This window comes from Streptomyces sp. NPDC091412, from assembly GCF_044756885.1.
GTDB lineage: Bacteria > Actinomycetota > Actinomycetes > Streptomycetales > Streptomycetaceae > Streptomyces.
Genome location: NZ_JBIVTV010000004.1, coordinates 99,030 through 125,968, shown reverse-complemented (window position 1 = coordinate 125,968; position 26,939 = coordinate 99,030). Strand labels below are relative to the sequence as shown.

At 71.6% G+C, this 26,939-nt stretch carries 27 protein-coding genes; 8 read left to right on the top strand and 19 right to left on the bottom strand.

Features of this window, described 5'->3' with window-relative positions; genetic code table 11:
• The first annotated feature begins 207 nt into the window (after positions 1-207).
• Positions 208-657 carry a type II toxin-antitoxin system PemK/MazF family toxin gene (locus ACIQMV_RS11880; RefSeq protein WP_402592536.1) on the top strand — a complete coding sequence of 150 codons (450 nt, stop codon included), beginning with the start codon at positions 208-210 and terminating at the stop codon, positions 655-657.
• Positions 658-970: 313 nt separating this feature from the next.
• On the opposite strand, the gene ACIQMV_RS11875 is transcribed toward ACIQMV_RS11880, so the two are convergent.
• The 8 genes from ACIQMV_RS11875 to clpS form a co-directional block, all read right to left on the bottom strand.
• Positions 971-1,501 carry a hypothetical protein gene (locus tag ACIQMV_RS11875; protein ID WP_402592535.1) on the bottom strand — a complete coding sequence of 177 codons (531 nt, stop codon included), beginning with the start codon at positions 1,499-1,501 and terminating at the stop codon, positions 971-973.
• Between the two features lie 175 nt (positions 1,502-1,676).
• Positions 1,677-2,627, bottom strand: coding sequence for a PLP-dependent cysteine synthase family protein (locus tag ACIQMV_RS11870; RefSeq protein ID WP_401780235.1), 951 nt, complete (start codon positions 2,625-2,627; stop codon positions 1,677-1,679).
• Between the two features lie 17 nt (positions 2,628-2,644).
• On the bottom strand, positions 2,645-2,932 hold the full coding sequence (locus tag ACIQMV_RS11865; RefSeq protein WP_141360553.1) for a MoaD/ThiS family protein: 288 nt from the start codon (positions 2,930-2,932) through the stop codon (positions 2,645-2,647).
• Between the two features lie 143 nt (positions 2,933-3,075).
• Positions 3,076-3,171, bottom strand: a complete 96-nt coding sequence (locus ACIQMV_RS11860) for a putative leader peptide (protein ID WP_348638506.1) — start codon at positions 3,169-3,171, stop codon at positions 3,076-3,078.
• Between the two features lie 89 nt (positions 3,172-3,260).
• Positions 3,261-3,683, bottom strand: coding sequence for a Mov34/MPN/PAD-1 family protein (locus ACIQMV_RS11855; RefSeq protein WP_402592534.1), 423 nt, complete (start codon positions 3,681-3,683; stop codon positions 3,261-3,263).
• Positions 3,684-3,824: 141 nt separating this feature from the next.
• On the bottom strand, positions 3,825-5,243 hold the full coding sequence (locus ACIQMV_RS11850) for an amino acid permease (protein WP_402592533.1): 1,419 nt from the start codon (positions 5,241-5,243) through the stop codon (positions 3,825-3,827).
• A gap of 430 nt (positions 5,244-5,673) precedes the next feature.
• Complete coding sequence (locus ACIQMV_RS11845; RefSeq protein WP_402592532.1) at positions 5,674-6,276, bottom strand: DUF2017 domain-containing protein; 603 nt, start codon at positions 6,274-6,276, stop codon at positions 5,674-5,676.
• 12 nt (positions 6,277-6,288) lie between these two features.
• A complete protein-coding gene (gene clpS / locus ACIQMV_RS11840) occupies positions 6,289-6,606 on the bottom strand; it encodes an ATP-dependent Clp protease adapter ClpS (RefSeq protein ID WP_141360548.1) in 318 nt (105 codons plus the stop codon).
• Between the two features lie 156 nt (positions 6,607-6,762).
• Between clpS and ACIQMV_RS11835 the strand changes: the two genes are divergently transcribed.
• Both ACIQMV_RS11835 and ACIQMV_RS11830 read left to right on the top strand, forming a co-directional pair.
• On the top strand, positions 6,763-8,109 hold the full coding sequence (locus tag ACIQMV_RS11835) for a nicotinate phosphoribosyltransferase (RefSeq protein ID WP_402592531.1): 1,347 nt from the start codon (positions 6,763-6,765) through the stop codon (positions 8,107-8,109).
• A gap of 133 nt (positions 8,110-8,242) precedes the next feature.
• Complete coding sequence (locus tag ACIQMV_RS11830; protein WP_402592530.1) at positions 8,243-8,830, top strand: isochorismatase family protein; 588 nt, start codon at positions 8,243-8,245, stop codon at positions 8,828-8,830.
• A 138-nt stretch (positions 8,831-8,968) separates the two neighbouring features.
• On the opposite strand, the gene ACIQMV_RS11825 is transcribed toward ACIQMV_RS11830, so the two are convergent.
• Complete coding sequence (locus tag ACIQMV_RS11825; RefSeq protein ID WP_141360545.1) at positions 8,969-9,307, bottom strand: hypothetical protein; 339 nt, start codon at positions 9,305-9,307, stop codon at positions 8,969-8,971.
• 121 nt (positions 9,308-9,428) lie between these two features.
• A complete protein-coding gene (locus tag ACIQMV_RS11820) occupies positions 9,429-11,777 on the bottom strand; it encodes an immune inhibitor A domain-containing protein (protein WP_402592529.1) in 2,349 nt (782 codons plus the stop codon).
• 461 nt (positions 11,778-12,238) lie between these two features.
• On the opposite strand from ACIQMV_RS11820, the gene ACIQMV_RS11815 reads away from it, so the two are divergent.
• The gene (locus ACIQMV_RS11815; RefSeq protein WP_390841959.1) at positions 12,239-12,532 is read left to right on the top strand and encodes a hypothetical protein; all 294 of its coding nucleotides are present in this window, start codon (positions 12,239-12,241) and stop codon (positions 12,530-12,532) included.
• Positions 12,533-12,587: 55 nt separating this feature from the next.
• On the opposite strand, the gene ACIQMV_RS11810 is transcribed toward ACIQMV_RS11815, so the two are convergent.
• A complete protein-coding gene (locus ACIQMV_RS11810; protein ID WP_402592528.1) occupies positions 12,588-13,445 on the bottom strand; it encodes an RDD family protein in 858 nt (285 codons plus the stop codon).
• A gap of 184 nt (positions 13,446-13,629) precedes the next feature.
• Positions 13,630-15,195, bottom strand: coding sequence for an RDD family protein (locus ACIQMV_RS11805; protein ID WP_402592527.1), 1,566 nt, complete (start codon positions 15,193-15,195; stop codon positions 13,630-13,632).
• A 241-nt stretch (positions 15,196-15,436) separates the two neighbouring features.
• On the opposite strand from ACIQMV_RS11805, the gene ACIQMV_RS11800 reads away from it, so the two are divergent.
• Entirely contained in the window at positions 15,437-15,850 is a 414-nt protein-coding gene (locus ACIQMV_RS11800) for an SsgA family sporulation/cell division regulator (protein ID WP_402592526.1), read from the top strand.
• An 11-nt stretch (positions 15,851-15,861) separates the two neighbouring features.
• Here the strand turns inward: ACIQMV_RS11800 and ACIQMV_RS11795 are convergent, their stop codons facing one another.
• Together ACIQMV_RS11795 and hppD are read right to left on the bottom strand one after the other, a co-directional pair.
• On the bottom strand, positions 15,862-17,268 hold the full coding sequence (locus ACIQMV_RS11795; protein ID WP_225078624.1) for an FAD-binding oxidoreductase: 1,407 nt from the start codon (positions 17,266-17,268) through the stop codon (positions 15,862-15,864).
• A 230-nt stretch (positions 17,269-17,498) separates the two neighbouring features.
• Positions 17,499-18,647, bottom strand: coding sequence for a 4-hydroxyphenylpyruvate dioxygenase (gene hppD / locus ACIQMV_RS11790; protein WP_141360538.1), 1,149 nt, complete (start codon positions 18,645-18,647; stop codon positions 17,499-17,501).
• Positions 18,648-18,772: 125 nt separating this feature from the next.
• Between hppD and ACIQMV_RS11785 the strand changes: the two genes are divergently transcribed.
• From ACIQMV_RS11785 to ACIQMV_RS11775, 3 genes are read left to right on the top strand one after another with little or no spacing between them, the layout of a single operon-like run.
• A complete protein-coding gene (locus tag ACIQMV_RS11785) occupies positions 18,773-19,243 on the top strand; it encodes an Lrp/AsnC family transcriptional regulator (protein WP_172632955.1) in 471 nt (156 codons plus the stop codon).
• A 60-nt stretch (positions 19,244-19,303) separates the two neighbouring features.
• A complete protein-coding gene (locus tag ACIQMV_RS11780) occupies positions 19,304-19,888 on the top strand; it encodes an ArsR/SmtB family transcription factor (RefSeq protein ID WP_401780210.1) in 585 nt (194 codons plus the stop codon).
• An 11-nt stretch (positions 19,889-19,899) separates the two neighbouring features.
• Positions 19,900-20,094 carry a hypothetical protein gene (locus ACIQMV_RS11775; RefSeq protein ID WP_402592525.1) on the top strand — a complete coding sequence of 65 codons (195 nt, stop codon included), beginning with the start codon at positions 19,900-19,902 and terminating at the stop codon, positions 20,092-20,094.
• Between the two features lie 216 nt (positions 20,095-20,310).
• On the opposite strand, the gene ACIQMV_RS11770 is transcribed toward ACIQMV_RS11775, so the two are convergent.
• From ACIQMV_RS11770 to ACIQMV_RS11750, 5 genes are all read right to left on the bottom strand, one after another.
• Positions 20,311-21,102 (bottom strand): S16 family serine protease, encoded by a 792-nt coding sequence (locus tag ACIQMV_RS11770; RefSeq protein ID WP_402592524.1) that lies wholly within the window; start codon positions 21,100-21,102, stop codon positions 20,311-20,313.
• 611 nt (positions 21,103-21,713) lie between these two features.
• Complete coding sequence (locus ACIQMV_RS11765) at positions 21,714-22,355, bottom strand: IclR family transcriptional regulator (protein WP_141360534.1); 642 nt, start codon at positions 22,353-22,355, stop codon at positions 21,714-21,716.
• A 322-nt stretch (positions 22,356-22,677) separates the two neighbouring features.
• A complete protein-coding gene (locus tag ACIQMV_RS11760) occupies positions 22,678-24,477 on the bottom strand; it encodes a DEAD/DEAH box helicase (protein WP_402592523.1) in 1,800 nt (599 codons plus the stop codon).
• Positions 24,478-24,633: 156 nt separating this feature from the next.
• The gene (locus ACIQMV_RS11755) at positions 24,634-26,103 is read right to left on the bottom strand and encodes an MFS transporter (protein ID WP_141360532.1); all 1,470 of its coding nucleotides are present in this window, start codon (positions 26,101-26,103) and stop codon (positions 24,634-24,636) included.
• A 93-nt stretch (positions 26,104-26,196) separates the two neighbouring features.
• Positions 26,197-26,793 carry an SUKH-4 family immunity protein gene (locus ACIQMV_RS11750; RefSeq protein ID WP_402592522.1) on the bottom strand — a complete coding sequence of 199 codons (597 nt, stop codon included), beginning with the start codon at positions 26,791-26,793 and terminating at the stop codon, positions 26,197-26,199.
• Between the last annotated feature and the right edge of the window lie 146 nt (positions 26,794-26,939).

The following is a 26,939-nucleotide window of genomic DNA, read 5'->3' as shown; positions in this document are numbered from 1 at the left end:
CCTCCGCTGGCGGGAAAACTTCAGAGAGGAAGGTGACGGGGGTCGTGCGGTCCGTCGAGCGTAAGGCGGGATACGTCCGGTCGCTCCTCCGGTAAGGGCTGTTGTGGGCGAACTCACCTGTGGTGTCACCGGTTCGGCTGGACCTGGGGCGCATGGGGAGCGTTGAAGGGCGCGCACCGAGGGTCGCACGCCGGTAACGTCATGGTTGTGGACACGTCCTGGTGGCTGGCGCTCGCGGCGGTGGTGCTGCTCGCGCTCGTCGCCACGCTCGTCGACGGCTGGGGACGGGGTCGCAGGCCTCCGAGAAGGTCACGTCCCGGCCGCCTGACCGGCCGCCGTACCGCGGCGCGTCCGCAGCCCGCGGAGATCTGGTGGGCCAGCGTGCCCCATGGCGACGGGCCGGGGGCGAAGGACCGGCCCTGTCTGGTTCTGGCGGTGCACGGCAAGCGCGCCAGGGTCGCGGAGATCACCAGCAGATACCACGACGAGCGGTCCGGAGTGATCCCGCTGCCGCCGGGCTCGGTCGGGGACACGCAGGGCCGGACCAGCTTCCTGGAGACCGACGAGGTCCGGGAGGTACCGGTGTGGGACTTCCGCCGCCGGGTGGGGGTCGTGGACCCGGTCCTCTGGGACCAGGTGCGATACCTGGCGGGCTGAACGGAACGGACGCGGGCCGGCTGAACCGGACCGGCCCGCCCCAGCCGAACGGGGCGAACGCGGCCCAGCCGAACAGGGCGAACACGGCCCGAGCGGACGGAACGGGCGCAACTCAGCCGAACAGGACAGGCACGGCCCGACCAAACAGAGCAGGCGCGGCCCAGCCGAACAGGACGAACACGGCCCCACCAAACGCAGCGGGCACGGCCCAGCCGAACGGGACGGACGTGGCCCGGCCGAATGGGACGAGCCCGGCCCAGCCGAGTGGAACGGGCGCGGCGCTGCCGTGTCCGTGGGTCGTGGCGCGTCGGCCTCACGGCCCTGTCACCCGCACGGTGACCGTCCACTGCCGGATGCCCTGGCACGCGATCCGGCCGGGGCCCGCCGCACACAGTGGGCGGGTGGAGGTCAGCCGGGCCGTTCCGGGCGTGACGGCGTCGAACGCGGCGACGGCGTCGCCCGGCAGGATCACGATGCCGGCGTTGGCGGCCCGCAGGGCGGAGCCGCTGGACCTGACCGGTGTCCAGGGGCGGTCCTCGGTGCCGTCCAGGGTGAGGCGCACCTGCCCGCCGACGGTCAGGCACAGGGTGCGCCCGGAGTCGGCCGCGGTGAGTTCGGCACGGTCCGTGCAGCCGGGGGCGGGGCGGTCGGAGGAGGCCGGGGCGGGCCCGGTCGCGGACTCCGAGGGGGCGGATCCGGGCGGGGAAGCGGGCGCGGTCGTCGGCCGGGTGGGGGTGCCGTCCTTGCCGGAGCCCGCGCCGTCGTGCTGTGCGCCGCAGCCGACGAGGAGCAGGGTCGCCACCGCGGCGGTGACGGTGGTGCCGTGAAGCGTCGAACGGCGCATGGGGTCGGCCGCCTTTCTGCTGTGCCCGGGGTGCCGTGCCCTGTCCTTCTGCCGGTGTGACGTTTCTCCAGCACATCAGGATCCCGTCCCCCACGCACGCCGGAGCCCCGGCCGATACGACGGCCGGGGCTCCACGCACACAGATGGGGGACGGACCGGGGGTGGGCGGCAGAACCTACGCCCAGAGCTGGCCCTGGAGGGTCTCGATGGCCTCCTCGGTGGTGGCCGCGGTGTAGACGCCGGTGGAGAGGTACTTCCAGCCGCCGTCGGCGACGATGAACACGATGTCGGCGCTCTCGCCCGCCTTCAGCGCCTTCTTCCCGACGCCGATCGCCGCGTGCAGCGCGGCGCCCGTGGAGACGCCCGCGAAGATGCCCTCCTGCTGGAGGAGTTCACGGGTGCGGGTGACCGCGTCGGCCGAGCCGACCGAGTAGCGGGTGGTGAGGACGGAGGCGTCGTAGAGCTCGGGGACGAAGCCCTCGTCGAGGTTGCGCAGGCCGTACACCAGGTCGTCGTAGCGCGGCTCGGCGGCGACGATCTTCACGTCCGGCTTGTGCTCGCGCAGGTAGCGGCCGACGCCCATGAGGGTGCCCGTGGTGCCGAGGCCCGCGACGAAGTGCGTGATCGAGGGCAGGTCGGCGAGGATCTCGGGGCCGGTGGTGGCGTAGTGGGCACCGGCGTTGTCCGGGTTGCCGTACTGGTAGAGCATCACCCAGTCCGGGTGCTCGGCGGCCAGTTCCTTGGCGACGCGCACGGCGGTGTTGGAACCACCCGCGGCCGGGGAGGAGATGATCTGCGCTCCCCACATGCCGAGCAGGTCCCGGCGCTCCTGCGAGGTGTTCTCGGGCATCACGCACACCATGCGGTAGCCCTTGAGCTTGGCCGCCATGGCCAGCGAGATGCCGGTGTTGCCGGAGGTGGGTTCGAGGATCGTGCAGCCCGGGGTGAGCCGGCCGTCCTTCTCCGCCTGCTCGATCATGTGCAGGGCGGGCCGGTCCTTGATCGAGCCGGTCGGGTTGCGGTCCTCCAGCTTCGCCCAGATGCGGACGTCGGCCGACGGCGACAGCCGCGGCAGGCACACCAGGGGGGTGTTGCCCACCGCGGCCAGCGGGGAGTCGTAACGCATCTCTGATCAGCGACCGATCAGCGCATGCCGCCGGCGACGGCCGGCAGGATCGTCACGTTGTCACCGTCGGCGAGCTTGGTGGAGATACCGTCCAGGAAGCGCACGTCCTCGTCGTTCAGGTAGACGTTGACGAAGCGGCGCAGCTGCTCGCCGTTCGCCTGGTCGACGATCCGGGCCTGGATGCCCGGGTGCCGGGTCTCGAGGTCGGCGAAGAGCTCGGCGAGGGTCTCCCCGTTGCCGTCCACGGCCTTCTGGCCGTCGGTGTACTGGCGGAGGATGGTGGGGATGCGGACCTCGATGGCCATGGTTGCGGGCTCCTGTCGGTAAGGATGTCGTCGGGATGGATCCCCCGGCTCGGACGCGGCCGGGCGCACCGTAGGGGTTGCCCCCGGGCTTTCGGCACTGGGGGAGCGCCGCGGCCCTCACGGCCGTGCGGCGGCGCGGAACGTCAACAGATGGCGCTGTTCAGCCTGCACAGGTCGACGTGCAGCCGCGCCACGAGCAGCATGCCCGGCGTCTTGTCGCTCACGTCGTGGAAAACCATGCGGTCATCGTATCGATTCCCGGTCCGGGACCCGGAGTGTGATCTCGTCACGCGGACACTTTCCATCCACGTCGCGAGACGTTCCCCGATCAGTACGCCTCCACCACCTTGACCTCCTCCTCCGTGACCTCGCCCTCGACGATGCGGAACGAGCGGAACTGGAACTCGCCGAGCCCGTCGGTGTCGGCGGTGGAGACCAGCACGTAGTGCGCGCCGGGCTCGTTGGCGTAGCTGATGTCGGTGCGGGAGGGGTAGGCCTCGGTCGCGGTGTGCGAGTGGTAGACGATCACCGGCTCCTCGTCCAGGTCGTCCATTTCCCGGTAGAGCCTGAGCAGGTCCTGCGAGCCGAACTCGTAGAAGGTGGGCGAGCGGGCCGCGTTCACCATGGGGATGAACCGCTCGGGCCGGCCGGAGCCCACGGGTCCGGCCACGACGCCGCACGCCTCGTCCGGGTGGTCCTTGCGGGTGTGAGCGACGATCTGGTCGTAGAGGGCCTGGGTAAGGGTCAGCATGGCGGCCAGCATAGACAGGCGGGCCGTTCCGTACCGGAGTTCGGTACGGAACGGCCCACATTGCGGACATCCTGAGCGGCCGCGGGAGCGGGTTGGGGGGCCCGCTCCTGCCGGGACGTCCGGTCCGGGAACCCCGCGGGGTCAGCCGACCTTCTCGAGCTGCGGCTCGCGGGGGTCGGCGACCTGCGGGTTGCGGTTCTTGAGGACCGCCCAGCCGATGGCGAGGGCGGCGGCCCACGCGGCCATCACGTACAGGCAGACGCGGGAGTCGGCGTCGTACGCGATCAGGCCGGTGACGAAGAGCAGGAACGCGATGGCGACGTAGGAGCACTTGGAGCCGCCGGGGGCCGGGAAGGAGGAGGCGCGCAGCCGGCCCGACTCGACGCCCCGGCGGTACAGGACGTGGCTGATCAGGATCATCAGCCAGGTCCAGATGCCGGCCGCGGTGGCGACGGAGGTGACGTAGCCGAAGGCCTTCTCCGGGACGATGTAGTTCAGCACGACGCCGATGCCCATGAAGGCGACGGAGACGGTGATGCCCAGCGCCGGGGTCTTGGAGGTCGACAGGCGGCTGAAGAAGCGGGGGGCCTCGCCGTTGTCCGCCAGGGTGCGCAGCATGCGGCCGGTGGAGTACATGCCGGAGTTGCAGGAGGACAGGGCCGCGGTGAGCACCACGAAGTTCACGATGCCCGCGCCGGCCGGGATGCCGATGACCGCGAACGCCTTCACGAAGGGGCTGACGCCCGGGGCGAACTCGGTCCACTTCACCACGCACAGGATGACGGTGAGGGCGCCGACGTAGAACAGGGCGATCCGCCAGGGCAGGGTGTTGATCGCCTTGGGGAGGGTCTTCTCCGGGTCCTCGGACTCGCCCGCGGTGACGCCGACCAGTTCGACGGCGAGGTAGGCGAACATCACGCCCTGGAGAGTCATCAGGGAGGAGCCGACGCCCTTGGGGAAGAAGCCGTCGAACTCCCAGAGGTTGCTGACGGCGGCGGTGTCGCCGGCGGCGCTGAAGCCGAAGGTGAGGACGCCGAGACCGATCACGATCATGCCGATGAGGGCGGTGACCTTGACCATCGAGAACCAGAACTCGATCTCGCCGAAGACCTTCACGGAGATCAGGTTGGCCACGAACAGGACCACCAGGAACACCAGCGCGGTCACCCACTGCGGGATGGCGGGGAACCAGTAGTGGACGTAGATCGCGGCGGCCGTCAGCTCGGCCATTCCGGTCACCACCCACATCAGCCAGTACGTCCAGCCGGTGAAGAAGCCGAAGAACGGGCCGAGGAACTCGCGGGAGTACTCCGCGAAGGAGCCCGAGACGGGGCGGTACAGCAGGAGCTCGCCGAGCGCTCGCATGATGAAGAAGATGATCAGGCCCGCGAGGGCGTACATGACGATGAGGCTTGGTCCGGCCTTGGCGATGTTCGCCCCTGCACCCAGGAAGAGGCCGACGCCGATGGCGCCGCCGATGGCGATCATCTGGACCTGGCGGCTGCCGAGTCCTCGCTCGTACCCCTCTTCGGGGGCTTCCGTGACCTGCGGTGAGGTCATGTGGTGTGCGCCTTTCTCCATGCCGACCCCGGGCCCTCGGTCGGCCCCGGATCGGGTTTCGATCCCCCCGGATTGATGGAGTGCGTGCCCGGGTCTCCCCGGTACCGCTGTGCCTGGCCGGCTGTTGCCGGCTCGGTGGCGCACCCGGCCGGACATGGGTGGTGTCCGCCGGGCGGTCGTGAAGATTTATCACGGCCGCAACACTGATCGACGGGGAGCTGTGTGATGCATCCCACGGGAAGAAGGGGACGAAGCGCGCAGAGCGCACCCATACCCGGCCGTCGCAGTGACGCGATCGTTATCCGGATTTGAGCGTCCTCTGAGCGAACGCGAAATCCGGATATACCGGGTGGATCACGGCATGAGCCGGGTGGATCACGGCATGGGACCACGGCGAGAGGCGCGGGACCGCGGCGCGAGAGGCGCGGGGCTACGGCATGAGAGTGGAGACGAGGGTCTCCTGGAGCCCGCCCAGCCAGAGGTAGGCCATCACCATTGGCTTGCGCGGATCCTCGTCCGGCAGCCGGTAGAAGTCGTCCGCGTCGTCCTCGTCGGTGATCTCCAGCCGGGAGCCGATGGCGAGGCGCAGGTCGTTGAGCGCCCCGAGCCACCGCTGGGACTCGGCCGGCGTCAGCTCCAGCTCCGCCAGGCCGCCTTCGCCGGGGGTGAGCGCGTTGAGCGAGTGGATCACCGCGAGGGCGTTCTCGCGCTTGCCGGCCCGCAGGTCGTTCTCGGTGTAGCGGCGGAACTCGGCGGAGTGGGCGCGCTGCTCGGCGGCCTCCTGGGGGTTGCCGGGAGTCTCGGGGTCGCGGTAGGCGTCCGGGAAGAGCCGCTTGAGGACGGGGTCGGACGGCGGTTCGCTCGGGCCCTCGGCGAACAGCTCGGCGAGCGGGTCGGCGGGGGTGTCCTCGGCGGGGCCGGGACCGATGAGCTCGAGGAGCTGCACGGCCAGCGAGCGGATGATGGAGATCTCGACGTCGTCGAGGGCGACGGACGCACCGCCGCCGGGGAGCGGTTCGAAGGTTCCTGGCATGGAGGGAGTTCGCTACTTCCGGTCCTGCTGGAGGGTGGCCCACAGACCATAGCCGTGCATGGCCTGAACGTCCCGTTCCATCTCCTCACGGGTTCCGCTGGAGACGATGGCCCGGCCTTTGTGGTGGACGTCGAGCATGAGCTTGGTGGCCTTGTCCTTGGAGTAGCCGAAGTACGTCTGGAAGACGTACGTCACATAGCTCATGAGATTGACGGGGTCGTTGTGGACGATCGTCACCCAGGGCACGTCGGGTTCGGGTACGGCAAAGACCTCCTCCGCCGACTCGGTCTTCTCGATCTCGATGGGTGCGGCTGCCGTCACACGGCCCATGCTGCCACCCCGAGGGGGTACTCGCATAAACGGAGGGCTAAATCGTCAGTCTGACGAAATGGGAGTACGATTCTTCGCCAGGCATCATCCGGGGACGGCCCCCGGACCCCCGGCCGACGCCGGGGGCACCCGCGCGACATGTCTAGGAGAGCTTCGGTGGGCGTTGCGGACCTTGGGCTGCCGGTGGACGTTCCCTCGACGGCTCTGTTCACCGATCACTACGAGCTGACGATGCTCCAGGCCGCTCTGAAGGGCGGGACGGGCGGGCGGCGCAGCGTCTTCGAGGTCTTCACCCGGCGGCTGCCCGACGGACGCCGCTACGGGGTCGTGGGCGGCACCGGGCGGGTGCTGGACGCGGTGGAGAACTTCCGCTTCGACGCGGACGTCCTCGCCTTCCTGCGCGAGCGCCGGGTGGTGGACGAGCCGACCCTCGAATGGCTCGCCGACTACCGGTTCGGTGGGGACATCTGGGGCTACCCCGAGGGCGAGGTGTACTTCCCGGGTTCGCCGATCATGCGGGTGGAGGGGTCGTTCGGCGAGTGCGTGCTGCTGGAGACCGTGATCCTGTCGATCCTCAACCACGACTCGGCGATCGCGGCCGCCGCCTCCCGGATGGCCTCGGCCGCCGGCGGCCGCCCGCTGATCGAGATGGGCGCCCGCCGCACCCACGAGCTGGCCGCGGTCGCCGCCTCCCGGGCCGCCTACCTCGGCGGCTTCACCTCCACCTCCGACCTGGCCGCCGGCTTCCGCTACAACATCCCGACGGTGGGCACCTCCGCCCACGCCTTCACCCTGCTGCACGACAGCGAGCGGGACGCCTTCCAGGCGCAGGTGGACTCGCTCGGCCGGGACACCACCCTGCTGGTGGACACCTACGACGTGACCGAGGCGGTCCGTACGGCCGTCGAGATCGCCGGGCCCGAGCTGGGCTCGGTGCGCATCGACTCCGGCGACCTGCTGCTGGTCGCGCACCGGGTGCGCCAGCAGCTCGACGAGCTGGGCGCCCGGGACACGAAGATCATCGTCACCTCGGACCTGGACGAGTACGCCATCGCCTCGCTGGCGGCGGCGCCCGTGGACGCCTACGGCGTCGGCACCCAGCTGGTCACCGGCTCCGGCCACCCGACGGCGTCCATGGTCTACAAGCTGGTCGCGCGCGCCGAGACCGGCGACGCCGGGGCGCCGCTGGTGCCGGTGGCGAAGAAGTCCACCGGCGGCAAGACCTCCGTCGGCGGCCGCAAGTGGGCGGCGCGCCGGCTGGACGCGCACGGGGTCGCGGAGGCGGAGGTCGTGGGCACCGGCCCGGTGCCGGACCGGCTGGCCGGCCGGCAGCTCCTGGTGGAGCTGGTCAAGGGCGGCGAGGTGGTCGCCCGCGAGCCGCTGGACGCCGCCCGGGACCGGCACGCGACCGCCCGCGCCAACCTGCCGCTGTCGGCGACCCAGCTCTCCCGAGGGGAACCCGTCCTTCCGACGGAGTACGTCCACACGGGCTCGGGTAGCTAAAGCGCGTGCCCCCGCTTCGGTACGCCCCCGAAAGTCCCCTCACGTCCGAGTGGCGGATCCGCCGGGACCGTGGCCTCACGACCGGACCCGCGTCCCCTCCGCCCGCCGATCCGACAACCGAAGGACACCGACCATGCGCCGCGCCTTGATCGTCGTCGATGTGCAGAACGACTTCTGCGAGGGGGGCAGCCTCGCGGTGGCCGGGGGCGCCGACGTCGCCGCCGCGATCACCGAGCTCATCGGGCAGGCTCCCGCGGGCTACCGGCACGTGGTGGCGACCCGGGACCACCACATCGCGCCCGGCGGTCACTTCGCCGACAACCCCGACTTCGTCCGTTCCTGGCCCGCGCACTGCGTCGCGGGCACGGAGGGCGTGGGCTTCCACCCGAACTTCGCCCCGGCCGTCGCCTCCGGAGCCGTCGACGCGGTCTTCGACAAGGGCGCCTACTCGGCGGCCTACAGCGGCTTCGAGGGCACCGACGAGAACGGCGAGCCGCTGGCCGACTGGCTCAGGGCCCGGCACATCGACGAGGTGGACGTGGTCGGGATCGCCACGGACCACTGCGTGCGCGCCACCGCCCTGGACGCCGTGCGGGAGGGCTTCCGCACCCAGGTGCTCCTGGACCTCACCGCCGGGGTGACCCAGGCGACCACCGAACGGGCACTGGAGGAGCTGCGGCGGGCGGGCGTCGAGCTCATGGGCAAGCCGGTCGTCGCCTAGGGTCTTTCGCTTGGATCAGGCCGGATCAGGGAGCGACCGGTCCGAGGCGGCCCGAGATGGTCCGCGCCTGCCCCTCCCTCTCCAGGTCCTGTCCGGGCCCTGACCGGGACGGGCTCGCGCGACGCCTGCCGGTGGCCGTCACGACGCCTGTCGGTGTGCGGCCGGTCTGCGCAGCAGGGCTCTGATCGGGTGCCACAGCTCCGGGGCGCCCACGGTGTCACCGGGTGACGTACGCCATATCAGGCCGTCGGGGTGGTGCAGGACCGCGGTGACCTCGTCCGGGGTCGGCGGGGCCGCGTTGCCCCGCAGGTAGACCGCGCGCAGGCCCAGGTTGCGCAGCCGGGTCAGGGCCCGGGCGCGGTTGTGCGCGTGGACGAGCACGCGCACGCCGCCGGCGCCGTCGAGGGTGGGGCTGGGCAGGTTCAGCGCCACCACCACGGTGCCGTTCGGCAGCTTGCAGAAACCTCCTGCGGCCATGCGGTCACTCCCCCGTTCCGGTCGGTGTCAATAAGCGGGTCACAGGACGCACCTAAACACGATCGGCGGCAACCCGCCAGGGGGTTGCCGCCGATGTGCGCTTGACCTGCGTAAACGCTGATTACTTCAGCGCGCCGCCGACCTCGATCTCCATCGTGGAGCCGTCCTTGGCCTCCTTGGTGATCTTGATCTTGGTGTTGGTGTCAGTGATCTTGACACCGCCGGCCGGGTTCGCCGGGTCGTAGTAGGTGTTGGCGCGGTCGTTGAAGACCGACACCCCCTTCGACGACTTGATCTTGGTCGTGACGCCCGCCTTGTGCAGCGTGATGCCGTCCGTGCCGTACAGGCTGAACGTCGAGTCGTAGGTCTGGATGCGGTTGCGCATCAGCGTGCCGTCGGACCACCGCAGCGCGTCCGGGTGCGAGTCGACCGGGAGGATCCGGCCGGTGCCCGGGTGCTTGCTGGTGTTGTTGTCGGCCTCGGAGGTGTCCCACTTCCAGATCAGCAGGCCGTTCTGGTACGGGAAGTGCTCGACCCAGTCAGGACGGTCGGCGAAGCCGAAGTTGTACGGGCCGGTCTGCAGCGTGGTGTCGTACGACACGTACTGGCGGTTCTCGGCGATGTAGTACTGCTTGTAGTCCTTGGTGAAGGACGCGCCGATGCGGGAGAAGCCGTTCGCCGTCCACGCCGGGTCCGCGCTCTCGGCGTCGTCCGCGAAGACCACCGAGCCGTCCGCGGTCAGCGTGATCCGGTCGGCCGTGAAGCCCTTCAGCGCCACTCCGCCGTCGGTCTGGTAGCGGAAGCGGAGCAGGACCTTCTGACCCGCGTAGGCGTCCAGGGAGTACGACAGGTTCTTCCAGCCGTCGACCGTGCCGTGCAGGGCCGGGTTGCCGCTGCCGTCGCGCGGGATCGGCTGGCCGTTCACCGTGCCGTCGAGGACGGTGTAGTTGGCGCCGCCGTCGGTGGAGACCTCGGTGTAGAGGAAGTCGTAGTTGGCCTCGATGTCGTACCAGCCGTCAAGGGTGAGGGCGGCCGACTTCTTGCCGGTGAGGTCCACGGACCGGGTCAGGGTGTTCTTCAGGTTGTTGGCGCTGCCGCTCCACCACTGGGTGGCACCCTGGGCCGGGGTGACGATCGTGGTGGTGACCGCCTTGTCGGGCAGGGAGACCACCACGGCCTGCCGGTGCTTGGTGTTGTACTCGGACAGACCCAGCTTGTGCGCCGAGTTCACGCCCGCCTTGGCGACGTCGTAGTTGAGCCAGCCGAGCTGGAGCTTGTCCCAGGCGTTCATGTCGCCGGGCAGGTCGCCGATGGCTTCCTTGCCGCGGCCGAGCCAGGAACCGGAGGACATCAGCGTCCAGAAGCCGGTGGAGTTCTCGCCGCCGGAGGTGTCGTACTCGTCCGGCAGGCCGAGGTCGTGGCCGTACTCGTGGGCGTAGACGCCGAGGCCGCCGTTCTCCGGCTGGATGGTGTAGTCGCCGACCCAGATGCCGGTGTTGCCGATCTGCGCGCCGCCGAGCTTGTTGTACTCGGGGCCGGTGGCGCCGGCGTCGGTGCCGAAGGCGTACCAGCGGTGCGCCCAGATCGCGTCGGTGCCCTGGGCGCCGCCGCCGGCGGACTCGTCCTCACCGGCGTGCACGATCTGGAAGTGGTCGATGTAGCCGTCGGGCTCGTTGAAGTTGCCGTCGCCGTTGTAGTCGTAGCGGTCCCACTGGTCGTACTCGGCCAGCGCCGCCTTGATCTGGGCGTCGGTCTTGCCGGCCGCCTTCTGCTGGGCGACCCAGGCGTTCACACCGTCGCTGACGATGTTCCACACGCTCGGGCAGTTGGTGGAGCCGCACGCGTTGTTGCCGTAACGGGCCTCGTTCCAGGGCACCTTGACCCAGTCGGAGACCACGCCGTCGACCGAGTAACGGCCCGAGGACTGGGTCTCGTAGTACTTCTTCACCGACTCGACGTTCTTGCCGGTGCCGAAGTACAGGTCCTGGAAGTGCTTCTGGTTGTAGTCCTTCTGCCAGGCCGTGGAGTTGTCCTTCTTGCGGTCCGGCGCGGCGATCTCGTTGTGCAGCGGACCGGGGGTACCGCCGTACTTCGGGTCCGTCTTGTCGCCGAACTCGACCAGGATGGTGAAGATCTTGTCGGTCTTCTCCCGGCCCAGCTCGACGTACTTGGTGTCGCCCTTCTTGCCCTTGAGCTCGACGACCTTGGAGCCCTTGCGGTCCTGCACCTTGGCCTTGCCGGCGATGACCTGGCTCAGGGCCTCCTGGCGCTGGGCCTTCTGCGTCTTGCTCAGCGGGCCGTCGAGGTCGTGCGAGTGCTGCTCCACCGGCTGCGGGTCGTGCCGGTTCACGGAAGCGGAGTCGGCCGTCGTCGCGGCCTCCGCCACGGCGAACGTCGAGAACGTGGCGGTGGCCGCCGCGAGCGCGACACCGATCGCGGTCGTTCTGAACGTCCAGCGTCTACTGGTCACTTGTGGTCCTCCCCAGCCGCGTCCGTGCGCGCGGAAGGGGGGTCATGGGCCATGGAGAGGTCCGCGCACGATGAACGCGTGTAGTCAAGTGACGTCATTCGACTAGACGTTCGCAAGAAAAAACAGATCTTGACTTGAACCCGTCAAGTGCACTATGGAGCGGGTGTTCGCTTTACGGACACCGGTGCACCAGGGTCGAACGGCCCCGGCGGGCGCGTGCGCCCGTCCACTCCGTGGACCGCATGACTCCGTGCGCCCCCCGTGCACCGGCACCATGGGTTAGGTCGTGCTTACCAGCGGTTCCAGTCGGGCACACAGGCGAATAGAGTCGATTGGCGGACCGCCGGGAACCCGGCGGAATGCCAGGCCGATGCCCGCGTCACACCTACAGATCCCTGTCCGCACCCTCCCCCGCAGCGAGAGGCACGGGGGGAGACCCCCACTTTCGAGGACCGATTGCCATGCCTCGTCCCACCGCCGCACAGCTCGCCTACGGTTCCTGCACCGTGATCTTCTCGACGCTCGCCATGCTGCTGCTGTCCCGGACGACTTCGGGCCTGGGAATCGTGGTCATCGCCCTCGCGGCACTCGCGCTGGGGCTCCTGGTCGCGATGACGGTGCCGATGCCGAAGGCACGCACGGCCGAGCCGGCCGGCGCCCGGCAGGCACGGGTCCAGACGCGGGTCCGGGCGCGGGCACACCGGCAGCCCGTCACGGCCGGAGTCGAGCCGGTACGGGGGCCGACGGCCTCCTGACCTCCTCCGGCGTTCTCCGGCCTTCTGCGAAGCTCCTCGCCGCCCCGGGCCGAGGTCAACCGGTGCTGACCACCACCGTCTTGGCCGCCTTGTCGTGCAGGCCCTGCTTGTAGGGGCGGTCGAAGAAGCTCCACCCGCCGCTGATCGCCAGCCACAGGCAGGCGCAGCAGAACCAGAAGGGCACCCAGAGCACCGCCGCGCGTGCCAGCGCGGTCGGGACGGACGGGGTGGAGCCGTCGTCGAGGTTGGCCACCCGCATGCCCAGCCACTTCTTGCCCAGGGTCTGCCCGTATCTGGAGATCATGAAGGTGTCGTAGGCCATGTAGAGCACCACGCCGACCACCGACTGCGCCACCGACTTGCCGACCTGCACGTTCTCGGCGTTGACCGCGTACTCGTTGACCCGCAGGCCCCAGGTGACCAGGGTGACGACGATGCCGACCAGGACCAGGTCGACGATCCGGGCGAGGGTGCGTTTGCCGCTGTCGGCCAGCGGGGGCATACCGGCGAGCGGGTCACCGCCGTAGGGACCGCCGCCGTAACCGCCGCCCTGCGGGCCTCCGCCGTAGGGGCCGCCACCGCCGTAGCCACCGCCCTGCGGACCGTAAGGACCTCCGCCGCCCTGCGGGCCACCGCCGTACGGCCCACCGCCCTGTGGCCCGCCGCCGGGGGGTGGTTGCTCTCCGGGCGGCGGAGGCTGCTCGCCGGGCGGCGGGGGCATGCCTGCTGACGGGTCGTCGGAGTACGGGGAGCCGCCCGACCGCCCGCCTTCCTGGGCGCCGCCCCACGCGCCGCCGCCCTGCCCGTCGTCGCCCCGCGCGCTCTCGCCCCACGGACCCTGGCCGTGGGGTGATCGCCTTCCCCCGGGGGAAGGGGGCTGCGGTCCGGAGCCGGAGGGCGGTTCGGTGCTCATGCGCCGAGTGGATCGCGAGCCCGACCGCCGCGCACCCGCTGCGCGGCCGTACGGATGAGACCGGCGTGAGTGGGACCGGCGCGGACAAGGCCGGCGTGGAGGGGACCGGCACGAGTGGGACCGGCACGGACAAGGCCGGCGCGGATGAGTCCGGCGCGGAGGCGGAGCCGCCCCGCCGGTCTCGTCAGCCCGCCACGAACGTGTGCGCCGCCTTGTCGTGCCAGCACTGGCGCCACGGCCGGTCGAACAGGCACCACGCCATGCCCACCAGACCGATGCCGAGGAGGCCCGGGACACCCCAGACGAGCCAGCGGCGCAGGGCCGGGCCGAACGACGGGGGCCCGTGGCCCTCGATGTCCCGCACTTCCAGGCCGCACAGCTTCTTGCCCAGAGTGCGGCCCCACTTGGCGGTGGGCAGCACCTCGTAGACCACGCCGAAGAGCAGCAGGACGGCGAGGACGACGCCGAGGTACGTCGCCGTGGTGCCGTCCAGGAGCCAGACCGTCACCGTGCGGCCGGAGAGCCGGGCCGCGTCGATCTTCCCGTTGACGTGGTCGATCGCCTTGGTGCCGAGCGGTACGGCGGCCACGGCGGTGACGCCCCCGAGGACGACCGAGTCGACGAGCCGGGCGGCCAGTCGCTTGCCGAGGCCGGCGGGCCGGGCCGAGGCCTGCCGCCGTGCCGCCGCCTGGAACGGGTCCTCGACCGGCGGCTTCCAGGGCGCCACGGGCTGCTGCTCACCCGACCCGGCGAGCCGGTGCACCTGCTGCGCCCAGGAGGACTGCCCACCACCGGCACCACTGGCCAGCGGCGTCCCGGCGGGAGCGCCGGGACCCTGCTGCCCACCGGGCTGAAGGGGCGGGGCCGAGGGGGAGGACATCGGTGGCGCGGCCGGGACGGGAGCCTGTGCGGAGGCACCACCGGGCCGGGCCCCGGCCTGGCCGGGCGGCTGCGCGGCCGCCGCCCGCGCGGCGGCGGCCTTTCCGGCCCCGAAACCGGGACCGCCGGCACCGCTCGCGGCGGGCCCACCGGCAGCGGGGGCCCCGGCCGCCCCGGCGCCGCCCGGGAAGCCGGCGCCACCGGACGGGCCCGGCAGGCCGGAGCCGGACGCGGCCCCGGAGCCGGAGCCGGGCAAGCCCTGGCCGGGAAGGCCCGGCGTGCCTGCCCCCGGAGTCCTGGGAGGCACCGCGCGGAAGGTCATCGTGCCCTCGTCGACGGGCGTGCCCGGTCCCGGAACGCCGGGGACGGCGTCACCCGGGGCCCCGGGAGTGCCGCCGGTCGTGGGGCGGCGGAAGACGAACGTGCCGTCGGAGCGGCCCCCGTCCCGGGCCGGATCCGCGTCGGCCGGTGCGGGGTCCGCCGTGTGGGCCACCCGCGGGTCGGCCGGGGCCGGGGCGCCCCAGGAGACGCGGTGGTCCTGGCCGCCGCCGAAGCCGGACTGCCGGTTGCGGTCGGCGCCCCACGCCGACGCCGGTTCGGGCCGGCCGCCCTGCGGTGCCGCGGCGGGATTCGGGTCGGCGACGGGGTCCTCGTCGAAGAAGTGCGGTCCCGTCTCCTCCACTGTCGGGACCGCCGTGGTGTGCACGCCGGGCGGCGGTCCGAGCGGCTCGCCGTCGGTCGGTGCCGGGCGGCTGGTGCCCGGCACCCAGGAGGCGCCGTTCCAGTACCGGACGTAGCCAGGGATGGACGGGTCCGGGTAGTAGCCTTCGCGTGGCCTGTCGTCACCGGGTGCCGGGGTTGGGGCGCTCATGTCCGTCGTCCCGTATCTGCTCGGAGGTCGTCTTGAGGGCCTCCACATCTATCAGACCGGGACAGCCGACACCGCCGGTCCGGCCGGACCCACTCCTTTCCGGGCAACCTCGTACACATACTTCACGATCACGCGAGATCCGGATCGAAAAAGTTCGGACAACCCGCGTAATGCCCGGCGTCCAGCGCCCTCTCCCTTCACACGGGCCCACCGAGGGGCCCGTGGGAGAGAGGAGAGAACCATGCGGCACACCGTGGTGGAGCGCGAACTGGAGCTGAGACTGATCCTGTCGCCCGAGTGCGGCGTCCCCGTCCCGGCACGGCTCGCCTACCGCACCGACGACCCGTACGCCGTGCACGTCGTCTTCCACGTCGACTCCGAGCACCCCGTGCACTGGACGTTCGCCCGGGAACTGCTCGTGGAGGGGGTGTTCCGGCCGTGCGGAAACGGCGACGTGCGGGTGTGGCCGTCGAAGGCGCTGGGCCGCAGCGTGGTGCTGCTGGCACTGAGCGCGCCCGACGGCGAGGCCCTGCTGGAGGCGTCCGCCGCGCAGGTGTCGGCCTGGCTGGAGCGCACGCTGCGCCTGGTGCCGCCGGGCACCGAGGGCGAGCAGCTCGGCATCGACGACGAGCTGGCCGGGCTGCTCGCCCAGTGAACGCGGCGGCGTCAGAACAGCTTGCCGGGGTTGAGGATGCCCAGCGGGTCGAAGGCCTGTTTGATCGCCCGCTGCATCTCGACCCCCACCGGGCCGATCTCGCGCGCCAGCCACTCCTTCTTCAGCACGCCCACGCCGTGCTCGCCGGTGATGGTGCCGCCGAGTTCGAGACCGAGGGCCATGATCTCGTCGAAGGACTCGCGGGCGCGCCGCGACTCGTCGGGGTCCTGCGCGTCGAAGCAGACGGTCGGATGGGTGTTGCCGTCGCCCGCGTGCGCGCAGACCCCGATGGTGAGCTGGTACTTCTCGGCGATCCGTTCGATGCCTTCGAGCATCTCGCCGAGCCGGGAGCGGGGCACGCACACGTCGTCGATCATCGTCGTGCCCTTGACGGCCTCCAGCGCGGTGAGCGACAGCCGCCGCGCCTGCAACAGCATCTCGGACTCGGCGGCGTCGTCGGCGGGGACGACCTGGGTGGCGCCGGCCGCCTCGCACAGCGCGCCGACCGCGGCGAGGTCGGCGGCCGGGTCCGGCGTGTCGAACGCGGCCAGCAGCAGCGCCTCGGTGGTCTCCGGCAGGCCCATGCGGGCGAGGTCGTTGACGGCCTTCACCGTCGTACGGTCCATCAGTTCGAGCAGGGAGGGCACATGTCCGCCCGCCATGATCCGGCACACGGCGTCGCAGGCGGCGGCCGCGGAGTCGAACTCGGCGGCCAGCACGAGCTGTTGCGGCGGCTGCGGCCTGAGTGCCAGAACGGCCCGCACGACGATGCCGAGCGAGCCCTCGGAGCCGACGAACAGGCGGGTCAGGTCGTATCCGGCGACGCCCTTGGCGGTGCGGCGGCCGGTGGACATCAGCCGCCCGTCGGCCAGCACGACGTCCAGACCGAGCACGTACTCGGCGGTGACCCCGTACTTCACGCAGCACAGGCCGCCGGAGGCGGTGCCGATGTTGCCGCCGATCGTGCACATCTCCCAACTGGAGGGGTCCGGCGGGTAGTACAGGCCGTGTTCGTTCACCGCGCGGGAGAGCGCGGCGTTGACGACGCCCGGCTCGACGACCGCGACCCGGTCGACCGGGCTGATCTCCAGGATGCGGTCCATTTTGGTCAGGGACAGCACGATGCAGCCGTCGGAGGCGTTGGCCGCACCGGACAGGCCGGTGCGGGCGCCCTGCGGGACGACCGGGACGCGCAGTTCGGTGGCGGTGCGCATGACGTGCTGGACCTGTTCCACCGTGCGCGGCAGGACGACGACGGCCGGGGCGCCGGACGGGCAGAAGCTGGCCATGTCGTTGGCGTAGGAGGACGTGACATCGGGATCGATGAGGACCGCCTCGGCCGGCAGGCCCGCGAGGAGCCGGTCGGTGAGGTTGCCCTGGGCTTCGTCGGGTGCGGCTTCAATGCGGCTCACGATCACAGCCTCGCACCCGGGGCCATCGGTGTGAACCCCGTCGGCCCCGCCCCTCGGCCTGCCGGGTGACGGTCGCCGTCCTGACGCACGGTGGGCGCCGTGGAGAACCCTCTGCCGGGCCCGGACACGTCCGCGACCAGCGAGCCGCGACGGCCGCCCGCCCGCCGCGCGGGTGTCGCGGCGGGCGGGTGTCGCGGCGGGCGGAGTGCCCGTGGGCGGGCTCGCGGCGGGCGGGCTCAGAGGTTCCCGCGGCGCTCCTGCTCGCGCTCGATCGCCTCGAACAGGGCCTTGAAGTTGCCCTTGCCGAAGCCCATCGAGCCGTGCCGTTCGATGAGTTCGAAGAAGACGGTCGGGCGGTCCTGGACCGGCTTGGTGAAGATCTGTAGCAGGTAGCCGTCCTCGTCGCGGTCGGCGAGGATCTTCAGCTCGCGCAGGGTCTCCACGGGCACGCGGGTGTCGCCGACCCACTGGCCGAGGGTGTCGTAGTAGGAGTCGGGGGTGTCCAGGAACTCGACACCGGCGGCGCGCATCGTGCGTACGGTCTGCACGATGTCGTTGGTGTTGAGCGCGATGTGCTGGACGCCGGCGCCGCCGTAGAACTCCAGGTACTCGTCGATCTGGGACTTCTTCTTGGCGACGGCGGGCTCGTTGATCGGGAACTTGACCTTGAGCGTGCCGTCGGCCACGACCTTCGACATCAGCGCGCTGTACTCGGTGGCGATGTCGTCGCCCACGAACTCCTTCATGTTCGTGAAGCCCATGACCTTGTTGTAGAACTCCACCCACTCGTTCATGCGGCCGAGTTCGACGTTGCCGACGCAGTGGTCGACGGCCTGGAAGACGCGCTGGGCGGGCGGCTCGACGATGGGCTTCGCGGCCACGTAGCCGGGCAGGTACGGGCCCTCGTAGCCGGCCCGCTCGACCAGGGTGTGGCGGGTCTGGCCGTAGGTGGCGATCGCGGCGAGGACGACGGTGCCGTGCTCGTCCTTCAGCTCGTACGGCTCGGTCACCGAGCGGGCGCCGTGCTCGATGGCGTAGGCGTACGCGGCGCGCGCGTCCGGGACCTCGATGGCGAGGTCGACGACGCCGTCGCCGTGCTCGGCCACGTGCTGGGCGAGGAAGGTGCCCCAGTCGGTGGCGGGCTTGACCACCGAGGTGAACACGAAGCGGGCGGAGCCGCTCTCCAGGACGTAGCTCGCGGTCTCCCGGCTGCCGTTCTCCGGTCCGGAGTAGGCGACCAGCTTCATGCCGAAGGCGGTGGAGTAGTAGTGCGCCGCCTGCTTGGCGTTGCCCACGGCGAAGACGACCGCGTCCATTCCCTTGACCGGGAAGGGGTCGGCCTGCCGGGCGGTCGCGTCGGGAGTGAGGTGTGTGGTCTGCGTCATAGCGGAAGCGTCACCCGGTCTCGCAAGGTGCGCAATAGTTCGCACATTCACTGGGCAATATGCTCGGTGAAGGCGGCGGCCCTTCGGACTTTCTGTACAGGATGACCATTCGGGGGGCGGGACGCGTGGCGATCGATCATCTGGACGGCCGCATCATCGTGCTGCTGGCGCGCGAGCCGCGCGTCGGCGTGCTGGAGATGTCACGGCGGCTGGGGGTGGCGCGGGGGACGGTCCAGGCGCGTCTGGACCGCCTTCAGGCGCGCGGGGTGATCCGCGGCTTCGGGCCGGAGGTGGACCCGGCGGCGCTCGGCTATCCGGTCACGGCGTTCGCGACGCTCCAGATCCGGCAGGGGCAGGGCCCGGACGTACGGGCCCATCTGGCGACCGTGCCGGAGGTGCTGGAGCTGCACACCACGACCGGCACCGGCGACATGCTGTGCCGCCTGGTCGCCCGCTCCAACGCCGATCTCCAGCGCGTGATCGACCGGGTGGTGGGGTTCGAGGGCATCGACCGGGCGTCGACGGCAATCGTCATGGAGAACCCGGTGCCGCTGCGGATCATCCCGCTGGTGGAGCAGGCGGCGGAGGAGGAGTGAGAGGGGCTACTTCCAAAGAACCTGTTGCAAAGCCTTCTTTGCAACGCTATCTTTGTATGCATGGCCGAACCCCTGGACCCTCGGGTCCGCCCTCTTGATGCCCGCTCGCTGCGTGGCCTGGCACACCCCCTCCGCATGCGGCTGCTGACCGCGCTGCGGCGCGGCGGGCCGGCCACCGCGTCCCAACTGGCCGCGAAACTGGGCGAGTCCAGCGGTGCCACCAGTTACCACCTGCGTCAGCTCGCCGCGCACGGCTTCGTCGAGGACGCGCCCGGGCACGGCAAGGGGCGGGAGCGCTGGTGGCGGGCGGCCCACGGGGGCGAGAGTTTCGACGACACGCTGCTGAAGGACCCCGACCCCGAAGTACGCGGCGCCGCGGACCTGTTCATGCACGAGGTCGCGAACCAGCGCACTCAGGAGCTGGCGACCTGGCTCGGCACGAGGAGCGACTGGTCCGAGGCATGGACCCGCGCCGCGGACATGAGCTCCTGGACGCTGCGCCTCACGCCCGAACTCGCCCTCGAACTGATCGAGAAGATGCACGAGCTCGTGGAGAGCTACCGCGCCCTGGCCCCCGCCGACGGCACCCCGGACACCGAGCAGGTGCGCGTCCACTCGCACGTCTTCCCCACCCACACGGACTGAGAGGCCGCCCCATGCATGCCGAGACCCACCTCATCCTGCACCGCACCCGCGCCGCCGAACTCCAGGCCCAGGCCACGGGGCACCACGCTGCCGCCCAGGCCAGGCAGCCCGGTGCCCTCCGTACCCAGCTCGGCTGGACCCTCGTTGACCTCGGCCTGCGTCTTGCCGCCGCTCGCAGGACGGCCCCTGCCGTATCGGCGGTCTAGTGCTGTGGCCGGGAAGGTTTGCCGGGAAGCTCGCGGCGTCCGGTGCCGGGGGCACCTCCCACGCCCTTCGGGCAGTGGGGGAGCCTCGCAAGGCGGAGCATCACCCGCGTACGGGATGTACTCGGGTGATGCGACAACGCGGCGTGGGGGTACCCCCGGCCGAAGGCTGGGGGAGTGCCGGGCGCCGCGAGCCGGTGAACCTTTACGGTCACCGCACTAGCAGCTCGGGACCGTGCCCTTGCCGTTCTCCAGGGCCACCAGCGCGCCGACCGCGCCGTTGAGGGTGGTCACCGGGACCAGGCGCAGGCCCTTGGGCAGTTCGGCCTTGGCGTCGGCGCACTCGGCCTTCGGGACCAGGAAGACGGTGGCGCCGTCCCGGTGGGCGGCCTGCGTCTTGAGGGCCACGCCGCCGACCGCGCCGACCGTGCCGTCGGCGTTGATGGTGCCCGTACCGGCGATGGTGCGGCCTCCCGTGAGGTCGCCGCCGTTTCCGTCGCCGTGGAGCTTGTCGACGATGCCGAGGGAGAACAGCAGACCCGCGCTGGGGCCACCGACGTCGGCGAGCTTCAGCGTGACCTTGACCTTCTTGTCGCTGACGCCGAGGTACTTCAGGGCGGCCCGGGTGGCCGCGTCCTGCGACTGCCTCATCTGCTCCGTGTTGTGCTGCTCGATCTCCTTCAGGCTGTTGCCACTCGGGTAGACCGCGTCGCGCGGCATGACCGCCCGGTCGGTGGCGAACCAGCCGTCGATCACGTCCCCCAGCGAGACGTTCGCGTCGGGGCCGGTGGCCTCGATGGTCGTCATACGGAGCTGACCGCTCGTGCTGCGGGTGGGGGCGCCGGAGATGGTGATGACCTGGGTGCCCTTGTTCTCCCCGAGCACGTTCGCCGTCATCCCGGGCTGCGCCACCGAGAACGGCAGCGGCGCGAACACCGCCGTGGCGATCAGAGCCGCGACGGGCACCGCACAGACGGCGAGGGCCTGGGAATGTGTGAGACGAGAGAGCACGGGTTCAATCTATCCCCCGACCGATGTCCGGCCACCTGGCAGCCGTTCCCGGCGACCGGGGGCGGTGGCGCCGCCGGTGGCCGGGACGGGACGGGCTCGGCGACGCGGCACGAGTGGGCTCGGCGACGCGGCACGAGTGGGCCGTCGGCACGGCACGAGTGGGCTCGGCGACGCGGCACGAGTGGGCCGTCGGCACGGCACGAGTGGGCTCGGCGACGCGGCACGAGTGGGCCGTCGGCACGGCACGCGGTGCACCCGCCGGCACAGCAGGAGGTGCGCCCGCCGGGACAGCACGGGGTGGGGGCCCGGCGGGACAGCACGGGGTGGGGCCCGGCGGGACAGCACGAGGCGCGCCGTCGGCACAGCACGAAGTGCGCCCACCACCACGGCACGAGGTAGGCCACCGCCACGGCACGCGGCGAGCTGCCGGGAGCGCGGGGTGTGCACCGCCGGCACAGCACGTAGACCGCCGCCCATGCGCACAGTGCGCCCGTCGGCACCGCACGAGCCGGGCCGGCGGGACGGCACGGGGCGAGCTGCCGGGACGGCACGAGGTGGGCCGCCGGGGCGGCGCGAGGTGCGTCCCGTGGGGCGGCGCCCCGTGGCAGTGGCTAGCGGAGGGCCTCCGCCACCTCGCGGGCCGCGTGTACGACGCGTGGGCCCACGCGTTCCGGTACGGAGTCCGCCAGCATGACGACCCCGACGCTGCCCTCGAGGCCCGTCACGCCGAGCAGCGGTGCCGCCGCCCCGCAGGCCCCGGCCTCCAGTTCGCCGTGGGTCAGGGTGTAGCCGGGGTCCACGGCCGGCTGCCGGCGGGCCGCGAGTATCGCCTTGCCCGCGGCGCCCCGTTCCAGGGCGTGCCGGAAACCGGCCCGGTAGGCCACGTGGTAGTCGGTCCACGTCGGTTCGACCACGGCGACGGCCAGCGCCTCCGAACCGTCCACCAGCGTCAGATGCGCGGTGGCCCCGATGTCCTCGGCCAGCGACCGCAGCGCGGGCAGCGCCGCCTCCCGTACCAGCGGATGCACCTGGCGGCCCAGCCGCAGCACTCCCAGCCCGACCCTGGCGCGGCCGCCCAGATCGCGGCGGACGAGCGTGTGCTGTTCCAGGGTGGCGAGCAGCCGGTACACCACGGTCCGGTTGACGCCCAGTTTGTGCGACAGCTCGGTGACGGTCAGCCCGTGGTCCGTCTCGGCCAGCAGTTTGAGGACTCGCAGTCCCCGGTCGAGCGTCTGGGAGGTCTCCGCGGTCACGACGCCCACTCCTTAGTGGTGAGGTCGGCGGCCCTCTTCGCGTCGGGCACGTCCCCGGGTCCCGTCGGTGACGTGCGGCAGAGGCCACCGATCGGCCGGCGGTCCGGGCCGTCCCGGACTGAAGTCGCTTCACGGCTGCGCTCCGCGGCGGCGCTGCCACGGTGCGTCGGCGTAGCGGGACATTAGCGAAGCCGGTTCGCTGAGCGGAAGCCTCCGTCCAGAATCCGGTCACCGTCCGGTACGGAGTGCGGTGTTCATCCCGATACGTACTCCGGCGGTGCCGTCGGACCACGCATCAGGAACGCGTGGCGGCACCCCCGTGTCACTTCATCCGCGTCGCCCACTCCTGCACCTTGGCGATGCGCTGGCGCAACTGACCCGCCGTCGCCTCGGCGCTGGGCGGGCCGCCGCACACCCGGCGCAGCTCGGTGTGGACGACCCCGTGCGGCTTGCCGCTCTGGTGGACGTACGCGCCGACCATCGTGTTGAGCTGCCGGCGCAGCTCCATCAGCTCCTTGTGGGTCACCACCGGCCGCCGGTCGGCGGGCAGTTCGAGGAGGTCGGCCTCGGTGTCGGGCCGCTTGCGGCTGTGCGCGATCTGCCGGGCCTGCCGCTTCTGCAGCAGCATCTGCACCTGTTCGGGTTCGAGCAGGCCCGGGATGCCGAGGTAGTCCTGCTCCTCCTCGCTGCCCGGGTGGGCCTGCATGCCGAACTCGGCGCCGTCGTAGAGGACCCGGTCGAAGACGGCGTCGGACTCCAGCGCCTCGAAGGGCAGCATGTCCTGCTCGCCGGTGTCCTCGTCCTGCTCCCGGTTCGCCTCGTCCATCTCCTTCTCGGACTCGGCGTACGGGTCCTCCTCGCCGTCCTTCTTCGGCTTGTCGAGGGCGTGGTCGCGCTCGACCTCCATCTCGTTGGCGAAGGTCAGCAGGTCCGGGACGGTCGGCAGGAACACGGAGGCGGTCTCGCCGCGCCGGCGGGACCGTACGAAACGGCCGACGGCCTGGGCGAAGAAGAGCGGGGTGGAGATGGTGGTGGCGTACACCCCGACCGCGAGCCGGGGCACGTCGACGCCCTCGGACACCATGCGGACGGCGACCATCCAGCGGTTCTCGCTGCCGCTGAAGTCGTCGATCCGGTTCGAGGCGCCGGCGTCGTCGGAGAGGACGAGTGTCGCGCTGCTGCCCGTGATCTCGCGGATCAGTTTGGCGTAGGCGCGGGCGGAGTCCTGGTCGGAGGCGATGACCAGGGCGCCTGCGTCCGGGATGGCCTTGCGGACCTCGGTCAGCCGCTGGTCGGCGGCGCGCAGCACGGCCGGCATCCATTCGCCGCGCGGGTCGAGCGCGGTGCGCCAGGCCTGGCTGACGGCGTCCTTGGTCATCGGCTCGCCCAGCTTGGCAGCGATCTCGTCGCCCGCCTTCGTGCGCCAGCGCATGTTGCCGCTGTAGGAGAGGAAGATGACGGGCCGGACGACGCCGTCGGAGAGGGCGGAGCCGTAACCGTAGGTGTAGTCGGCGGCCGAACGCCGGATGCCGGCCCCGTCCTCCTCGTACGTCACGAACGGGATGGGGTTGGTGTCGGAGCGGAACGGCGTACCGGTGAGGGCGAGCCGGCGGGTCGCGGGCTCGAACGCCTCAAGGCACGCCTCGCCCCACGACTTGGAGTCGCCGGCGTGGTGGATCTCGTCGAGGATGACGAGGGTCTTGCGCTGCTCGACGCGGTTGCGGTGCAGCATGGGGCGAACGCCGACACCGGCGTACGTGACGGCGACGCCGTGGTACGACTTGCCGAGCGGGCCCGCGCTGTACTCCGGGTCGAGCTTGATGCCTATCCGCGCGGCGGCTTCCGCCCACTGCTTCTTCAGGTGCTCGGTCGGCGCGACCACGGTCACCTGCTGGACGACGTGGTGGTGCAGCAGCCAGGAGGCCAGCGTCAGCGCGAAGGTCGTCTTTCCGGCGCCGGGGGTGGCCACCGCCAGGAAGTCGCGGGGCTGGGTCTGGACGTACTTCTCCATCGCGCCCTGCTGCCAGGCACGCAGCTTCCCGGCGGTACCCCAGGGGGCACGACCGGGGAAGGCGGGCGAGAGGTGATGCGAGTGGGACGAGCTGGCGGCGGTAGTAGTCACGGTCTCCGGTTCGCTGTGCTGGGGGGCTCGGCTACGTATGACGACCGGGCCACCCTACCGGCGGCCCGCCGGTGTCAACGCGCCGACGGCACGGCGTCACCCGGGGATGGGACTGAGGTCACATCCCCTCGTGAAGGCACCTCAGCCGCCTGGCGATCAGGCCACGGACCGCAGTCGCCGCGTCACCCACGCCCCCGTCAGCGCCACCGCCGCCATCGGCAGGAAGACCACCGCGAACGCCGCCGGGTGGGAGGCGGAGGCGGTGGTCGTGGTGGTGTGGGCCACCGTGCCGCCGCCCAGCGCGGCGAAGGCGGCGCCGCCCGCGGCGAGCAGGACGACGTTGGAGAGGGCGTCGGAGATCTGCAGGGCCGCGGAGTTGGTGCCGGCCTCCTCAGGGGCGGACAGCCGCAGCAGCAGCACGCTGGTGGAGGCGATGACCAGGCCCATGCCGAAGCAGCCGAAGGCCCAGGCGACGGCGACCGTCCAGACCGGGACGGCCTCGATCAGCACACTGGGCGCGGCGGCGATGGCCGCGGCCACCAGCACCATCCCGAGGGTCATCAGCCGCTCCCGGTGCTGTGCCATCCGCGGCCGCGACTGCACCCACGAGCCCAGCGCCCAGGTGACCCCGCCCGCAGCGAGGGAGAACCCGGCCAGCGTCGGGGACAGCCCACGCTGGGTGACGAGCATCAGCGGCACGAAGGACTCGGCGGCGACGAACGAGCCCGCCGCGACCCCGCGCAGCAGCACCACGGACGGCAGCCCGCGCGCCGCCCGGTACGTGCCGCGCGGCAGCAGCCCCCGCACGGCCGGGACCAGCAGCGCGGCCCCCGCCACCCCGGGCAGCAGCGACAGCCAGCGCAGGTCCTGCGCCGCGTACTGGAGCAGCCCGGCGCCCAGGGAGATGCCGAGGGCGAGCCGGATGCGGCGCAGGTCGAAGGAGGACCGCTCAGCGCCCTCCCCGGCGTCCTCGCCCACCGGGCCGCCCGCCCGCCGCCGTATCTGCGGCAGGGCGATCGCCAGCGGGAACACCACGAGCACCGGGATGCCGACGAACACCCAGCGCCAGCCCAGGTGTTCCGTCACCGCGCCCGAGGCGAGCGGGCCGACGATCGACGGGACCACCCAGGCCGCCGCGAACGCCGCCATGATCGACGGGCGCAGCCGCTCGGGGTAGGCCCGGCCGACGACGACGTACAGGGCGACGATCACCAGGCCGCCGCCGAGTCCCTGCACGGCCCGCCCGGCGATGAACACCCACATCGTGCTCGCCGTCCCCGCCAGCAGCAGCCCGGCCACGAACGAGCCGATCCCCGCGGTCAGCGGCGCCAGGGGCCCCCGGCGGTCCGACCACTGCCCGGAGAGCACCATCGCGAACAGGCTGGTGGTGAAGAACCCCGAGAACGCGAACGCGTACAGCGACACCCCGTCCAGTTCCCGCGCCGCGACGGGCATCGCCGTACCGACGGCGGTCGCCTCGAAGGCGATCAGCAGGACGACGGAGACGATCCCGATGCTCAGCGCCCGGTGGTTGCGGCTCAGCACGGTGTCGGTCGCCACGTCGTGGGGACCGGATCTGTCAGAGATGTCCGCGACCTCGGTGTCGCGCGGTTCCAGGGCGCTCATGGTCGCCAGCGTAAGGTGCGCAGTCCACTTTGGCCCCTGTCGGGAGTCGGCCCGCGGCCGGGACCTTGGTCGTAGGCCGTGCGACCGAGCGGTTCAGCGGCGGGTGGCCCGGCGGCGCAGGAGCCAGAGGGTGAAGGCGAGGGTGGAGACGTCCTTGCTGAGGGGGGCCGGGGCGGCTTCGGGGCCGGTCCAGATGAGGACCGCGCCGGTGGTGCCGTCGACCAGCAGGCTGCTGCCGCCTGCGAAGCGGCCGAGGCGTATCAACTGGTGGGCGCGGGCGGGAAGTTCGTCCGGCCAGAAGTCGTCGGGGCACTCGTCGGCGCAGAACTCGGCGAGCGTCGGCAGGGGTACGTCGGTGTCGGACTGGAGGAGTACGCCGTCCTCGGGCAGGCCCGTGTCGCGCAGGAAGCGGCGGGTGGGCTCGTGGGTGAGCGTGGCGGGGAAGTCGACTTCCTCGTAGCGCGCGATCCGGCCGTGGCCGAACTCACGGTGCAGCAGGCGGGCGCGCAGGTCGAGGGTCAGCCCGGAGGCGGTGCCGGGCCTCACGGCCGGCACCGCCGCGCGGACACGGGCCGCCGGGCGGGTGGGAGCCGCCGCCGGGCGGAACGCGAACTCGCCGTACCCACGGCGCAGATCGCGGCCCGCCTCGGGCAGGGTGATCACCCTGACAATGGTGTCGGTCGTGCTCATCGCTCCCCCGTGCGGTTCGGTTCAGGTTCCGGAACGGACGGCGTCCCGGGCTGGGCGGTCCGGGCGCCGCGCCTCGGGCGACGGCCCTTTCCCCCACTGCCCGAAGACTACGCCCCCTCACTGACAACGCCTCAGAACGGAAGACG